Annotated in this window: 15 protein-coding genes; 10 read left to right on the forward strand and 5 right to left on the reverse strand. The window is 48.5% G+C overall.

The features are described from left to right. Window positions 1–143: 143 nt before the first annotated feature. From ispE to rpsR, 8 genes are all read left to right on the forward strand, one after another. A complete protein-coding gene (gene ispE / locus O6R05_RS01430; RefSeq protein ID WP_271191762.1) occupies window positions 144–950 on the forward strand; it encodes a 4-(cytidine 5'-diphospho)-2-C-methyl-D-erythritol kinase in 807 nt (268 codons plus the stop codon). Beyond that, window positions 947–1,618, forward strand: coding sequence for a hypothetical protein (locus tag O6R05_RS01435; protein WP_271191763.1), 672 nt, complete (start codon window positions 947–949; stop codon window positions 1,616–1,618). The genes ispE and O6R05_RS01435 overlap by 4 nt, the downstream gene beginning before the upstream one ends. Further along, window positions 1,608–1,973: a hypothetical protein gene (locus O6R05_RS01440; protein WP_271191764.1), complete on the forward strand. Its 366-nt coding sequence runs from the start codon at window positions 1,608–1,610 to the stop codon at window positions 1,971–1,973. Before O6R05_RS01435 ends, O6R05_RS01440 begins: the two co-directional genes overlap by 11 nt. After that, entirely contained in the window at window positions 1,966–2,805 is an 840-nt protein-coding gene (locus O6R05_RS01445; protein ID WP_271191765.1) for a DnaJ domain-containing protein, read from the forward strand. Before O6R05_RS01440 ends, O6R05_RS01445 begins: the two co-directional genes overlap by 8 nt. After that, window positions 2,802–3,434, forward strand: a complete 633-nt coding sequence (locus O6R05_RS01450) for an epoxyqueuosine reductase QueH (protein WP_271191766.1) — start codon at window positions 2,802–2,804, stop codon at window positions 3,432–3,434. The genes O6R05_RS01445 and O6R05_RS01450 overlap by 4 nt, the downstream gene beginning before the upstream one ends. 73 nt (window positions 3,435–3,507) lie before the next feature. Beyond that, window positions 3,508–3,792 carry a 30S ribosomal protein S6 gene (gene rpsF, locus O6R05_RS01455; RefSeq protein ID WP_271191767.1) on the forward strand — a complete coding sequence of 95 codons (285 nt, stop codon included), beginning with the start codon at window positions 3,508–3,510 and terminating at the stop codon, window positions 3,790–3,792. 9 nt (window positions 3,793–3,801) lie between these two features. Continuing rightward, entirely contained in the window at window positions 3,802–4,305 is a 504-nt protein-coding gene (locus O6R05_RS01460; RefSeq protein WP_271191768.1) for a single-stranded DNA-binding protein, read from the forward strand. 11 nt (window positions 4,306–4,316) lie between these two features. Beyond that, window positions 4,317–4,541 (forward strand): 30S ribosomal protein S18, encoded by a 225-nt coding sequence (rpsR, locus tag O6R05_RS01465; protein ID WP_271191769.1) that lies wholly within the window; start codon window positions 4,317–4,319, stop codon window positions 4,539–4,541. 140 nt (window positions 4,542–4,681) lie between these two features. Here rpsR and rd read toward each other — a convergent pair whose 3' ends face one another. After that, window positions 4,682–4,846: a rubredoxin gene (gene rd / locus O6R05_RS01470; protein WP_271191770.1), complete on the reverse strand. Its 165-nt coding sequence runs from the start codon at window positions 4,844–4,846 to the stop codon at window positions 4,682–4,684. 195 nt (window positions 4,847–5,041) lie between these two features. Here rd and O6R05_RS01475 point away from each other — a divergent pair, with 195 nt between their 5' ends. Further along, a complete protein-coding gene (locus O6R05_RS01475; protein WP_271191772.1) occupies window positions 5,042–5,434 on the forward strand; it encodes an ATP-binding protein in 393 nt (130 codons plus the stop codon). A 97-nt stretch (window positions 5,435–5,531) separates the two neighbouring features. Continuing rightward, window positions 5,532–7,355: a translational GTPase TypA gene (typA, locus tag O6R05_RS01480; RefSeq protein ID WP_271191773.1), complete on the forward strand. Its 1,824-nt coding sequence runs from the start codon at window positions 5,532–5,534 to the stop codon at window positions 7,353–7,355. A 234-nt stretch (window positions 7,356–7,589) separates the two neighbouring features. On the opposite strand, the gene O6R05_RS01485 is transcribed toward typA, so the two are convergent. The 4 genes from O6R05_RS01485 to O6R05_RS01500 form a co-directional block, all read right to left on the reverse strand. Continuing rightward, on the reverse strand, window positions 7,590–8,516 hold the full coding sequence (locus tag O6R05_RS01485) for a hypothetical protein (protein WP_271191774.1): 927 nt from the start codon (window positions 8,514–8,516) through the stop codon (window positions 7,590–7,592). A 44-nt stretch (window positions 8,517–8,560) separates the two neighbouring features. Beyond that, window positions 8,561–9,637 (reverse strand): hypothetical protein, encoded by a 1,077-nt coding sequence (locus O6R05_RS01490; protein ID WP_271191775.1) that lies wholly within the window; start codon window positions 9,635–9,637, stop codon window positions 8,561–8,563. A 543-nt stretch (window positions 9,638–10,180) separates the two neighbouring features. Beyond that, a complete protein-coding gene (locus O6R05_RS01495) occupies window positions 10,181–10,828 on the reverse strand; it encodes a YoaK family protein (protein ID WP_271191776.1) in 648 nt (215 codons plus the stop codon). Between the two features lie 20 nt (window positions 10,829–10,848). Beyond that, complete coding sequence (locus O6R05_RS01500) at window positions 10,849–13,716, reverse strand: insulinase family protein (RefSeq protein WP_271191777.1); 2,868 nt, start codon at window positions 13,714–13,716, stop codon at window positions 10,849–10,851. Window positions 13,717–13,795 lie beyond the last annotated feature (79 nt).

Below are 13,795 nucleotides of genomic sequence, written 5' to 3' on the forward strand. Positions count from 1 at the left end.
GACAAGTAAGAGGGCGGAAGCTCTCTTTTTTGTTGCCGATTTTTAGAAGTCCGGAAAGAAAGCTTTCGACAAATCTTAGTCACATCTCGGGACAGCGCCGCCACTTCTGCGGGAGCTATGGTATAATCTGTAAAGAGGTGACTATGAAATCCTACGCTAAAATCAACTTATCCCTTCATGTGAAAAGTCCCCGCCCGGACGGCTATCATAATATTGAGAGTTTGATGCAAAAAGTCGATCTGGCCGATGAGATGGCGGTCACGCTTTCAGATACCTTTACGATTCTTTGTGACAGGCCCTTGCCTGAGGTGAATACTCTTACCAAAGCTTACGACGCCATCACAGCCGTCTACGGACAGCTTCCGGTGGCAGTTCGGTTAAACAAAGTGATTCCCATGGGAAGTGGCCTTGCCGGCGGTTCGGCCAATGCTGCGGATCTTATTCACGCTGTCGATGCACTGTATCACCTCGGCATGACCATGGAAGAGAAGCGGCGTATTGCCGTGGAGGTCGGTGCGGATGTTCCTTTTATGTTGGAATCTCACGCCGGTATCTGCGAGGGGATCGGAGAGCGGGTTCGTCCGTTGAGCTTGGGTGATTATATCGGCGTTATCGTGAATCCCGGATTTGAAGTGAGCTCTAAAGACGTGTATGAGCACATGTCGCTCAATCCTCAGCCCCTTTCTATGGAAAGACTTATCGAAGTCATTCAAAAGCGCGACTTGGACGCCGTGAGCACCGCTTTGCGAAACGATATGGAGCCTTATGTCTTTTCCCGCTATCCGCAGGTGAAAGCACTTAAAGACACCATGGGGCGTTTTACGCCCGCCTGTTTGATGAGCGGATCGGGGGCCAGCGTTTACGGTCTCTTTGTCGATGAGGGGGCGGCGGAGGGCGCCTATCGTTACTTTGCGGATCGAGTCTGTACATTTAAGGTGAAATTTTTATGATTATAGATGATAGCCTTGGGGCACTTCTATTTTTAAATTGGACACAGGGAGACGATAGCGTCCTCATTGATACGGCATTGGCACCGCTAAGCCTTAGGCCGGTGACGGCGGCCCATCGGGCGAAAGTTCTCGGGGAGTTTTCCGTCACGACGCCGATTGTCACCAATCCCGTATTAGGCGGCTACATCGACAGCATTAACGGTCTGGACGCTTTTAACCGAGCTTACGCGTCAGAACCCGGTCTTGTCATCGCACCGAAGCCCTTTGCCGAAACTTATGGCGGTGTGGCTTCAGAGCTGCTTCGCAATACCGTCCTTGACGGCAAGAGTGTCCCCTATATTGTCAACAATATCTGTGACAGTCTGATTACGGCGTCTCACGTCTACATTATGGACTCGGTGCTCCATTACTATAGAGAGTATTTTACAACGAGATATCCAAAGACCGTCTTTCACTATCTTTTCGATTTTATCGGCGAGACGTGTCGTGAGACGAGAACAGGGCGCCGGAGGATTTATGTCACCGGCAGTCCGCGTCAGTTTCGGGATCAAATGCGCAGTGTACTGGGACAGACGGGTGATGTGCGACATGTGGCATTGGAGGGTGAGACGCTGTCCCGACAGTGGCATCGGGTGACGGCACTATGGAGGTCCTATCATGACCATTGATCGTTTTACAGACCTATTGGAAGAGCTGGTTGACGATCTGCCGGAGGCCATCTTTCAAGATTTAAACGGCGGCATTATTGTGGAAGAGGAGTTGAAAGTTCATCCTGAAGCGGCGGATCTGTTGGTGCTCGGGGTGTACGAGCGTACGATTCTCGGCGGCTGTATTCGTCTCTACTACGGCTCATTTACCGGAAAACTTGGCGGCGCTCCCGAACTATTGTATAAAGCGGAAATGAAAGCTACGCTCTACCACGAGTTCACCCACCATCTGGAGTACCTGGGCGGCGCTGACGACTTGGCTGTCCAAGATATACACGAATTGGAAGAATTTAGGAACAGGAGTCTTAATGAATAAATTTTTAGGCTATCTCTACAAGGGTGCGGGCACAGTCATCGACGGCGTGCTCAGTGCCGTGATATTTTTGGTGACACTGCTTGTGAACATCTTCGATTCCATTAAGCAGCTGTTTGCCGTGCTGTTGTCCGCCAGCGGATGTTTGATCTTGCTCTTTATCTTTAATCCCTTTGTCCTGGTGGCTCTGCTTCGCAGCCCTCTCTTTTGGATTGCGGCGCTGTCTCTGATCATCCCGCTTGCAGGCAATATTGCCGTGAGTTATCTCAAGTACATTCACTATATGGCGACGGAGTACTTCTATGACAAAGCGGACTATTACATCCTTGGACGCAAAGAAGCCTACAAGCGCATGGAAGACTATGGCGCCAAGTACCGTGCCGACGTGGAAGCGGAGCGACTGAAGCGGGAAGATGCTCGTCGTAAGGCTCAGGAAGACGCATTTCGCCGGAAGTTTGAAGAGGGTTTCGGCGGCGGTTTTTACTACGGGTCCTTTGAGGATTTCTTCAGAGACGGCGGCTTTGACTTCGGTGGCTTTAACAGTGGTTACGGTCAGGGTTATCAAGGTCAAAGCTATCAGAATCAGGGCTACCAAAATCAAGGTGCAACCTTTGGCGGCGGCTTTAAAGCGCAGTATGAAAAAGCCTGTGACGTCCTTGGGGTGAAAACCTCGGCAGATAAGTATGAGATCAAACTCGCCTACAGAAAGCTTGCCAAGATGTACCATCCTGACCTCAACCACGATCCCAAAGCGGCGGAGACATTTAAAGCAATCAATAATGCCTACGAATTTTTAAGTGACGAGGCAATAGAAAGGTATCGGCATTTAGCATGAGAAAACCGAATTACAACGAAACGATGATTCACACCTTGGAGGACTTTGAAGGTCGACCCAAAATCGTGCTGCACGTGTGTTGTGCGCCGTGCAGCACGGCATCTATCGAAAGACTTTTGGACTATGGCGACATCACGTGTTATTTTTTCAATGACAATCTGGACTCGGAACGTGAGTTTCACACTCGCTACGGCGAGCTGGAACGTCTGGCGGCAACTACAGGATGGCCCGTCACCATTGAAAAGCAGGAGTATGACCACGAGCGCTTTTTAAATCGTGTCCGAGGCCTGGAAGAAGAGCGAGAAGGCGGGAAGCGGTGTATGCGGTGCTATCACGATCGCTTGATGGAGACGGCCATCTTCGCCAAAGCTCACGGCTATGACTTTTTCACCACCACGCTCACCATCAGTCCTCACAAAGACAGTGCTGTCTTGAATCGCATGGGGGAAGCCATTGGCAACAAAGTCGGCGTGCCGTTTCTGCATGCCGACTTCAAAAAACAAGGCGGCTTCAAGCGCTCCACGGAGCTCTCCAAGGCCTATGCGCTCTACCGACAAGACTACTGCGGCTGTGAATTTTCTAAAGAAGAGGCAAGAAAACGCGCTGAATCTCTTGACAAACAGCGCTGAATAACATATACTACACAAGTTAAATCCTTGCTCATTCAACAGAATGGGCCATCAGACCACAGGGAGGTGAATTATGAACAAATATGAAGTTATCGTAATGTTCTATCCGGATGTAGAGGAAGAAAAGCGCACGAAAGCTTTTGATAGACTTCAAAACATCATCAACAGCGCCGGTTCCGTTAAAAACATCGACGATTGGGGCATGAGAAAGCTCGCTTACGAAATCGAATACTACAAAGAAGCATACTATTACCTAGTAGAATTTGAAGCACAACCGGAAATCATTAAAGAATTTGATCGTGTTTCAGGTATTTTAGAACCAGTTATGCGACACATGGTTGTAAGATTAGAGGACTAAGGTGAAATTATGAACAATGTTAGTTTGATGGGAAGACTTACACGAGATCCGGAACTCCGTTACACGCCAAACGGTGCTGCAGTGTGCCGCTTCAATGTAGCTGTTGACCGACGCCTTTCCAAAGAGCGTCGTCAAGATGCGGAGCGCAACAACCAACCGACAGCTGATTTCATTAGTTGTACCGCTTGGAACAAAACTGCTGAACTCATTGCCAACTACTTTCACAAAGGTGATCGTATCGCACTCACCGGTCGCATTCAAACCGGTCGCTACGAAGACAAGGACGGCAAGACAGTCTATACTACCGATGTCATTGCGGAAACCATCGATTTTGTAGAAACGGCAAACAGCAGCAGCCAGGGGCAAAGCGCTATGCAGCGTCCACCAGTGAACTCCGCCTATGATCAGGCTCAGACACAGGCAAGCCGGGAAGGCAGCTTTAGAAACTTCGGATCCGACTCAGAAGACAACGAGGGATTTTACCATATCAATAATGAAGATATTCCGTTTTGAGGAGGAGTGGCATGAATAGAAGATTCAGACCAAGAAAAAAGGTCGATCCGTTTGAAAAGGATAAGACCAAGAAAATTGACTATAAAGATGTTGCCATGCTGAAAAATTATATTTCTGAAAAAGGCAAGATTTTACCACGTCGCGTCACAGGTCTTAATGCAAAACACCAACGTCAAATGACAGCAGCTATTAAGCGCGCACGTCAAATTGCATTAATTCCATATTCCGCAGACTAAGTTTAACGACAACAACCCCCTGGGATCGGATCCGTCCGGTCTTAGGGGGTTGTTTTATCGTTGCGATACACGAGACAACAGCTCAGGATAAAGCGTAGCAATAAAAAAGGTAGGGGACATCCCTACCTAAACCGAGTTTCTTAGCCTTCTACAACTTCGAAATCAGATTTTTCAGCGCCACAAAGTGGGCAAACCCAATCAGCCGGAAGTGCATCAAAAGCAGTACCTGCTTGTACATCGCTGTCCGGATCACCTACTGCCGGGTCATAGATGTAACCGCAGAGTGTGCATTCATATTTTTGCATGGAATGAATTCTCCTTTCTTTGATTTAATTCTGTTATACCCAATTTTCGTTTAAAAGTCTACACCCTTAGAGATTTGCTTGTCCTTTGGGATGAAAGACAGGCGGAGTTTTTTATAGGAATTGCTTTAGAGCAGTGTGGAACGGGGAGCTTTGGGGTACTAATATACCGACACAGATAAGAAAGAGGTGAGGACCGTGACGACACGTTATACATATAGCGGGGCAATACAAAGTGATATCAGCGCCATTAAACCGATGGTGATGGAAGTTCTGCACGGACTCACCGGGTTCATCGACGACGAAGACACCATATTTGACATTCGTCTGATTCTGGACGAGCTTATCGTCAACGGTGCGAAACATGGCAACGCACTGGATCCGTCCAAGTCGGTGAAGCTGTGTGTGGCCATGGATGAGAACGAAATTGCCATTACCGTTGCCGATGAAGGCGAAGGATTTTGTTGCGATGTAAAAAATTATTTCTATAATTCCCTGACGCCGTCGGGTCGAGGGTTGATGTTGGTTGAGGCGTTAACGGATCGGTGCATTTTAAATAAAAATACGATTACAGTATACAAGAGTTTGTAGCAGACGTTACAGAGCACGAGAGTGCTCTTTTTTTATGTGCGCCTATGTAGTCATCAGCCTTTGTGATATAATTTGTAAGATTGGAGTGAGATAAAAGATGCAACGTGAAGATATTAGAAATATTGCAATTATTGCACACGTCGACCACGGCAAGACGACGCTGGTTGACGCGCTGCTCAGACAGTCCGGGGTCTTTAGGGACAACCAAGTGGTGGAAGAACGTGTGATGGATTCCAACGCCATTGAACGGGAACGAGGAATCACGATTTTATCCAAAAATACGGCAGTCATGCACAACGGTGTGAAGATTAACATCATCGACACACCGGGGCACGCAGATTTCGGTGGCGAAGTGGAACGGGTTCTCAAGATGGTCAACGGCGTCGTGCTGTTGGTGGACGCCTATGAAGGTCCGATGCCTCAGACCAAGTTTGTGTTGAAAAAGGCTTTTGAATTGAACTTGCCGGTGATCGTAGACATTAACAAGATTGATCGGCCCGGTGCCCGTCCGGACGAAGTGGTGGACGAGGTGTTGGATTTGTTCATCGACTTGGGCGCCGGTGATGACGCCCTGGATGCACCCCACGTCTATACTTCGGCAAAGGCGGGGATTGCCAAGCTAAACTTAAACGATGAGGCCACGGATATGTCGGCGCTCTTTGATACCATTTTGGACTATATTCCCGCACCCCAAGCGGATATGGACGCACCGTTTCAAGTGTTAATTTCCACCATCGACTACAATGAGTATGTAGGACGTATCGGCATCGGTAAAGTGGAGCGTGGGAAGATTGCCGCCAACTCCCAGGCGATCATTGTGAACAAACAAAAGCCGGACTATAAACAGACGGTCAAGATTACTAACATCTACGAATTTGAAGGACTCAACCGTGTGCCGGTCGAGGAAGCTAAGGCAGGGGCAATTGTCGCCATCTCCGGCATTGAAGACATCAATATCGGTGATACCGTCACCTCTACGGACGATCCGACACCCCTTGAGTTTGTGAAAATCTCCGAACCGACCCTTGCGATGAATTTTTCTGTGAACGATTCACCCTTTGCAGGGCGAGACGGCAAGTTTGTCACGTCGCGTCAAATTCGCGGACGACTGATGCGCGAACTCCAAACGGATGTGGGCCTTCGGGTAGAAGACACCGGGTCCACAGATGCCTTCAAAGTCTCCGGACGCGGGGAGCTCCACTTAAGTGTCCTCATTGAAACTATGCGTCGTGAAGGCTATGAATTCCAAGTGTCGAAGCCTGTGGTACTCTTTAAACAGATCGACGGCAAGACCTACGAGCCGATGGAACAGGTCACTGTCGACGTGTCCAATGAACACGTGGGCAGTGTCATTGAAAAGTTAGGGCGACGGAAGGCGGAACTTGTAAGTATGCAGGAGCCAACCGGCGGCTATGCCAAGCTGGAGTTTAAAATGCCGGCGCGGGGTCTTATCGGATATCGCTCCGAGTTTATGTCCGATACCAAGGGCAACGGCATCTTGAACTCCCTCTTCCTGGATTACGAACCGTACAAAGGAGACATCCCTCGCCGCAACGACGCATCCATTGTGTCCTTCGATACGGGGACAGCCTCCGCTTACGGCCTGAACAACGCTCAGTCCCGAGGCTCCCTGTTCATTGAACCCGGAGAAGCGGTGTATGAAGGTCAGGTGGTCGGCTCGTCACCGAAGGGCGTAGAGCTTGAAGTATCCATCACCAAGACCAAAAAGCAAACCAACATTCGAGCTTCCGGATCCGACGATGCCCTGAAGCTCTCTCCCATCGTGGATATGTCGCTGGAAGAGGCGTTGGAGTTTATTGAAGATGACGAGCTGATTGAAGTGACACCGAACACCTTTAGAATCCGAAAACAAATCCTCGATACACAAACCCGTTATAAATCCAAGAAAAATAAAAAATAAGCGCTGTAACAGAAAAGGGCGCCACGCTGTCCAAGTACTTAACGGCTTGGCGTGACACATCTTGTAACGAGGCTGTCCACACCGAATAGGACATGGCGATGGTACGTATCGTCGCAATAAAATAAAATTCCAAGAAAAAGGCTGTATCGACTCACAGGGGTTGATACAGCCTTTTAGTAATAGAGGGGTTATTTTTGGAATCTATCCATCTCAATTCAGGAAAGGATAGCAACGTTATACGCGCGGCATACTTATCTCGTCACTCTCACGAATGATCTCTCCTGTCTTGATATTGACCTTGCAAAGTCTCGCATCCCGCTTATCCGGATCCGTGTAGTAGGTGGTGTGGATGAAGTTGCCGTCCAGGGTAAACAGCGGTCCGTTTTTTTGGTAATAGGCGAAGTAAGCTTCAGGTTTTATCTCCGTAGTATCTTTGACAATGGATAAATTTCTCGACATCGGCCCGAGAAGGCGTGAAAACTGTTTTACGAGGTGTATTTCCAAATCGCCGTGGATATAGTGAGTCTCGTTCGGCACGGTGAGATAACCTCCATCTGCCGCTCTGCCGGAATCACCTTTTGCGGTATAAAAATAATTATCCGCTCTAATGTTTAAACCCTTTTTGGCATCAAAGGTGTAGTCCCATCCGAATTCGTCGACGGCAAAACGCCATGTGAGCGGAAAGTAGGTGATATCTCGGAAAAAGAGCAGCGGGTAAGGCTCGTTTTCTGTGTCGAAAACTTTGCCATTCACGGTGACTTTTTCGGTGACAATTTTTGCGCGCTGATTCTTTTTATTTTTTGAAGGACGCGGCTTGTCGTAGGCAAATTGTTTCGGCACGTCCCACTGACCCTTGTCGATGACCAGTCCGTCCGAAGAGGTCCAGTTAGTATTGACATTTAAAATCGTCGAATGAAATGTTGTCATGGGGAAATAGGTGATATCCTTATAGACTAGTAAGGGATATTGCGCATCTTCATCCGGATTAAATTCCAGTCCGTTAAAGTTGGTTGGTACATTCGGCTTAAATTCAATGCCGTTTAAATTGACAGGGAAGTCGGGGATAGTTGCGCTCACACTGACGTCTGCGGCAAACACGGCGAGAGGCGACGCCAGGAACAACAAGGCCATCACCAGGACAGCTATACATTTTTTTATCATTGTAAATCTTCCTTTCTATATTCGGGGGACTCAAGGCATGCCATTTAATTAAATGAAATGTTGACGGTATCGGAAGTCCACGGTGAAAAATTAGCTGTAACTTTAGTATAAGCTTCCGTAGTAGGCCCTTGTCTATAGGCTTCTGAACAATATTGAGGGGTAAAGGCATAATTGGCACTAGGTGTATACAACCAACTTTGGTCGTATTGTGCAGCAACCATGATCGTACCTGTATGAATATTCAGAGGTGAACCATTTAAAGTTTGCGCCAGATTAATTTGTTTCGAAAACTTGGTCGTGGAAAAATTAGATGGCACACAGTTGGTTCTAAAATTATATACAACTCTTCCCACTTCAGCCCAAGAAGCTTTATCTCGGATAATTAACTCAACTTTGTCAGTGTACATCTGCACATGGAAATAGACGTTGTTTCCTCCGGTGAAATTAATTTCATACTCTTGTTTTCGATCACCATCTTCTACAATGTTATAAAAAGCTTTCCATTGACCCAGGGATGGAAAATAGACCAATCCGATATCGCCATACATAGAATGCCCGGCATTGCTGGAACTTATACCAAAAAATTGATACGGTCTGTCAATGTCGTTGACATTGGAGAGACTTGGCAGGGTTACATAGGATGTTAACTGGTTGTGTCCGGCGGTGCTGTTTACAAGATAATAGACGCCGGATTGATCAGCTGAATTTACACGATCTTCCAGTCCGGAGACAGATCTTAAAGAGAAGTCGGAAGAGTGTGTCCACTTTTGAGCGATATCTTGATAAGGAATAATTCCGTATGGTGTGATGGTGTCGCCATTTGGCAAGTGTTCATAGGATTTGGATCTCTGTTTAGGCGTAGGATTCGTGGCATTGGCAATTAAACCTTTCACGTAGTTGTCTATCTGTAGCGGTGTGAGATGGTATACTTCAATCTGTTGGTATAACGATGAAATATCTTCGTCCGGAATGCCTACATTTTTCATTTGCTCCAACTGTTGTTCCGATACTTGGGCGCTGCCCGGAAAGTCTGCCATATCTATAGCATAAGCCCGATAAGCGCTGAAGCACAATAACAACCCGAACAGTGCCAGCATTGATAATAATTGATTCTTTTTCATGATTTTGCGCCTTCTTTTTCTTAGGGATGCTCATTGTTGAGATGAGCACGTTGAAATCACAGCGTTGTTGCACGAAAGTTTTATATGTTCGATTCATGAGTTTTACTATACAGAGCCATGTACTCTCATGAAATCACTTTTTTCTATTTATCCGGCCTTCGTTGTACTATCGAGTTGCGTTTAAAGTGTCATATGGTCCGTGACATATCGTCACTGGCTTGAAACACGCTGAGGAACAACGGTTTATGTGTCTTTGTGGCGATATGAACGACGATGCTATGGCAAAATATACAGTCTGTATATTTTGTTTCATTGTATACTGGGCGGGAAATGCTGTCAACACGTTCTCACAGTATCATAGCATCAGTAGACTTGAGAGACTCACCGAGAAGTCAAGCTCGCTTTGGTTTTCGATCGAGGTCGAGGGGGCGGTTGCGTGTGATGGCGCGAGACGATGAGTGATGGAGGGTTTAATGGGGGAGGAGCTTGCATATAAAAAAGGCTGTGAATGAGCTCACAGCCTTTTTAGTGATACGCCGACGATCAGCGTTTGAAATTGTGCATCAGGAAAAATGAAATCAATAAGATCATCGGCGAGAGTAAAATGGTTTTTTCGGCAAAGATCGCAGACAGCACACCGCCGAGTCCTGCGCCGAGGGCAAAGATGGCGATAATGCCGTAGTAGTGGAAGGTTCGGGTTAAGGCTTCCGTGTCTTTGGTTCGCAGATACATGGACAACGCTTCGGTGCCGCTTCGGAGGTTGCCGATGCACATGGTGCTGGCATAACCGTAGCCGTGAACTTTTCTAAAGCTTTGGACTTGAAGGGCACAGCTGAACGAGACCAGTGCATTGGCCACGACATCGTAGCTCGACGGCATAAAGGCTACCGAGGCGAGGATGAGGATTTCCAAAACCAGAATCCGCTGTCGCCAGTGGATCCCTCTGTGGGTTTGAAACGTATTTTGAACTTGTTCGGCGACAAGGATGCCCAGTCCGAAGGACACGAGGGGGAGGAGAAAGTGGAGGGCCGTTGTCACATCCCCTGTCATTAAACTTTGACTCATAAGGACCACGTTGCCGGTTTGTGCGTTGGCAAAAACGTGGCCTCGAATGTTGTAGGTGTAGGCATCTTGGAGACCGCCGGATAAGGCGAGCAGTGCGCTGTTGGTAAAGGAATCAGATGGTTGCATGGTACTCCTTTGGTGAAATATTAGCGACGGATTTCTACAATGCGGTTAAAGAGGCCGGAGGATTCCAACATCGCCTTGGAGCCGATGGCGGCGATATAGTTGTGAGCCATGGCATGGTCAATGGCAGGTGCCATGCGGTGCAAGGTGTCCAAGGTGGTGGCGAGAGCCTCGGTTTTGTACGCGGCGATGGCTTCTTCCGTCAAATGAGAGAGAAAGCGTGTCTTGTTGGCGGAGCCTTTGCCTGCCGGATCAAGGAGCGGATCAAAGGCGCTCACTGAGGCGATGATAAAGTTTTTCAGTGCGGCGTCATCGAGCTTCAAGCCTGCCACGTAGGCACCCATCCCGTCATAGACCTCCAGAGTCTGTGTCAGATGGGGATCGCGGTAGGAGTAGGTGAGGACGTCGTTCTGCATTGAGAAATTTACTCCGGCACCGTATGCGCCGCCTTTCGCCCGGATTTGGGTGTGCAGATAGGTGTTGGAAAGGAGGTTACTGAGCACGGACATAGAGCCGGTGTAACCTTGCAGGTCATCCAGGGTATAGCCTTTGGAGACATAGTTGACTTCTGCCGGTACGGCAATGGCGATATTTTTTGCCTCAGGGGTGAAGTCGATCGGTGCGATTTCGTAGTGATCCTGTGCCAGAGCGTTCAGATAGGAGGCGATGGTGGATGCGTCCTTTGGCGTGTCGGCGGTGTAGCTGACATGGACGTCCACGCCTCTGAAGAGGACGGTTTTCAGATGCTCAAGGCCAGCTTGCAAGGCGGTGAACTTGCTTTCAAAGTCGTCTAAGAGATTGACGATATAGTCGTAGTATCCCAGACCGCCGGCGGCTTGGGTGTAGGCGTTCATCGGAGAGTAGTAGCTTTTAACCAGACTTGCTGCGATCTGATGACCGCTTCCGAGAAGCGAGTCTTCAAAGTATGACTTTTGTAAGATGAGCAGCTCTTTAATCTTCGTCTTTTCGGAGAAGATGGTGTCGTTGATCACTTCAAAGGTGGTTTCCAGAGCTTCCGGCACCTGATGGGACAGTGCTTTTAACGAGACTTCAAAGCGGCGATCAAAGGTGCCGTCCTTTCGGGCATAATCGTAGTAAGTGGCGATGCCGGCGCCGAAGCCGCCCATGGATTTGTAGATTTTAGAATCCAAGGCCAGGTAGTTGGTGGCTGTGGTGGAGACTTTGCCCAAAAGATATCCGAGCAGGTTCATGGTTTGAATGGATGCTTCGGGGATATGCTTGGCGGCAAAGGACAGATTGAGGTAAGTGATGCCTGAGGTAGGCTGCTCGGTAAACTGGAAGGTTCCATAGTCGGTATCCGTTACGGTATAAGGGATAGAGGTAATCTCCTGTTGAATATCTTCCAGCTCAAGGGTTGGGATCGTGGCGACATCCTCCGGACTGTCCGGTTCGGTTTGGTAGTGCTCCAAGGCCTGTTGATCGGCTTTTATCTTGGCGATGGCCTCAGGGGACATGGCATCTTCCAGGGCGCGCATTTTGGCTTGGAAGGCGGCTTTTTGCCGGGCTGCTTCTTCGGCGTTGGCTGTCAGATGGACCAGAGCGCGGTAAGGATTGTTCAACAGCTTGTCGTTGATATAGGTTTCAAAGTAGCCCTTGTCCATCCGGTCTCGGAGTTCGTCGATGACGGCGAAGGTCTGGAGACCTTCCAGAGGACTCTCGCCGTAGTTCCAGGTGTTTAAAGCACGGATATAATAGATAATAGCTTTTTGCGGACCGCCGCCTTCCCGGTAGGCAAACTCAAACTTGTTGAAGGTGGCGTGGAGCAAATCTCTGTCGATACCATCTGTGACCAGTTTCTTGAGCTCAGCGGTGACAAAAGCTTCCAGGTCATCTTTCGTTTTGCCTTTTGTGTTTTTCACTACGATGGACAAATCCAACGGCAGGGAGGAGGACGTCTCCGCCCACACGTCTTCGGCGAAGCCTTGTTCTAAAATGGCCGTCTTTATCGGTGCGGCATCGGCATTGATAAGCAGTTCCGCAAGGAAGTTGCGCATGAAGAGATCCTTGGCACTTAAGCTTTTGCCCACACAAAAACCCATGCCCATCAGATCATTGTGCTGTAGGGCCTCCTCGTCGGTGGCGGGATAGACGCCGTCCATTGTGGCGGTCGCTTTCAGGGCTTCGTTTTGGAGAATTTCGACGGGATCGGCAGAGGTGTCAAAATGGTTCAGATAATTCTCTTCAATAAATGTCATTGCCGCATCCACATCCAAGTCGCCGTAGAGATAGATCATGGCGTTGGACGGATGGTAATGGCGACGGTGAAAGTCCAAAAAGGCCTCATAGCTCAAATCGGCAATCACCTTCGGATCGCCGCCGGAGTCGATGCCGTAGGACGAGTTCGGATGCAGACTGAAGGTCAGAGCATCGGCGATGAGGGACTGGGGATCGGAGTAGACGCCTTTCATCTCATTGTAGACCACGCCGTTGATGGTAAGACCGTCGGTGTACTCGTAGTGCCAGCCTTCTTGTTTGAAAATGGACGGCTCGTCATAGATGCGAGGGTAAAAGACTGCATCCAGGTAGACATCCATAAGATTATAAAAGTCTTTCAGGTTTCTGGAGCTCACCGGATAGATGGTTTTGTCCGGGAAGGTCATGGCGTTTAAAAAAGTTTGCTGAGATGACTTGATAAGATCCATAAAAGGTTCTTTGGTGCGATATTTTCGGGATCCTGAGAGAACACAGTGCTCCACGATGTGAGCCACGCCGGTGGAATCCGTCGGCACGGTTTTAAAGCCGATACCGAACGCTTTGTTGTCGTCGTCATTTTTCAAAACCAGCACTTCGGCGCCGGTCTTGTCGTGTATAAAATAGGAGACTTGTGAAGCCACTTCATCCAGTTGCTTCGTGTCAATCAGTTTGTACATACAACCTCCTCAAATAAAATGTATGCATACTCAAAGTATGATGTTTGTCAGTGTTGTCCCTATTATACCCTTAAAGGGC

The sequence above is a fragment of the Peptoniphilus equinus genome (assembly GCF_027921445.1).
Classification (GTDB): domain Bacteria; phylum Bacillota; class Clostridia; order Tissierellales; family Peptoniphilaceae; genus Peptoniphilus; species Peptoniphilus equinus.

Bases quoted from the DNA above. Each gene is read 5' to 3' on its own strand.
- ispE (WP_271191762.1), top strand. From the start codon at position 144: ATGAAATCCTACGCTAAAATCAACTTATCCCTTCATGTGAAAAGTCCC.
- O6R05_RS01435 (WP_271191763.1), top strand. From the start codon at position 947: ATGATTATAGATGATAGCCTTGGGGCACTTCTATTTTTAAATTGGACA.
- O6R05_RS01440 (WP_271191764.1), top strand. From the start codon at position 1,608: ATGACCATTGATCGTTTTACAGACCTATTGGAAGAGCTGGTTGACGAT.
- O6R05_RS01445 (WP_271191765.1), top strand. From the start codon at position 1,966: ATGAATAAATTTTTAGGCTATCTCTACAAGGGTGCGGGCACAGTCATC.
- O6R05_RS01450 (WP_271191766.1), top strand. From the start codon at position 2,802: ATGAGAAAACCGAATTACAACGAAACGATGATTCACACCTTGGAGGAC.
- rpsF (WP_271191767.1), top strand. From the start codon at position 3,508: ATGAACAAATATGAAGTTATCGTAATGTTCTATCCGGATGTAGAGGAA.
- O6R05_RS01460 (WP_271191768.1), top strand. From the start codon at position 3,802: ATGAACAATGTTAGTTTGATGGGAAGACTTACACGAGATCCGGAACTC.
- rpsR (WP_271191769.1), top strand. From the start codon at position 4,317: ATGAATAGAAGATTCAGACCAAGAAAAAAGGTCGATCCGTTTGAAAAG.
- rd (WP_271191770.1), bottom strand. From the start codon at position 4,846: ATGCAAAAATATGAATGCACACTCTGCGGTTACATCTATGACCCGGCA.
- typA (WP_271191773.1), top strand. From the start codon at position 5,532: ATGCAACGTGAAGATATTAGAAATATTGCAATTATTGCACACGTCGAC.
- O6R05_RS01485 (WP_271191774.1), bottom strand. From the start codon at position 8,516: ATGATAAAAAAATGTATAGCTGTCCTGGTGATGGCCTTGTTGTTCCTG.
- O6R05_RS01490 (WP_271191775.1), bottom strand. From the start codon at position 9,637: ATGAAAAAGAATCAATTATTATCAATGCTGGCACTGTTCGGGTTGTTA.
- O6R05_RS01495 (WP_271191776.1), bottom strand. From the start codon at position 10,828: ATGCAACCATCTGATTCCTTTACCAACAGCGCACTGCTCGCCTTATCC.
- O6R05_RS01500 (WP_271191777.1), bottom strand. From the start codon at position 13,716: ATGTACAAACTGATTGACACGAAGCAACTGGATGAAGTGGCTTCACAA.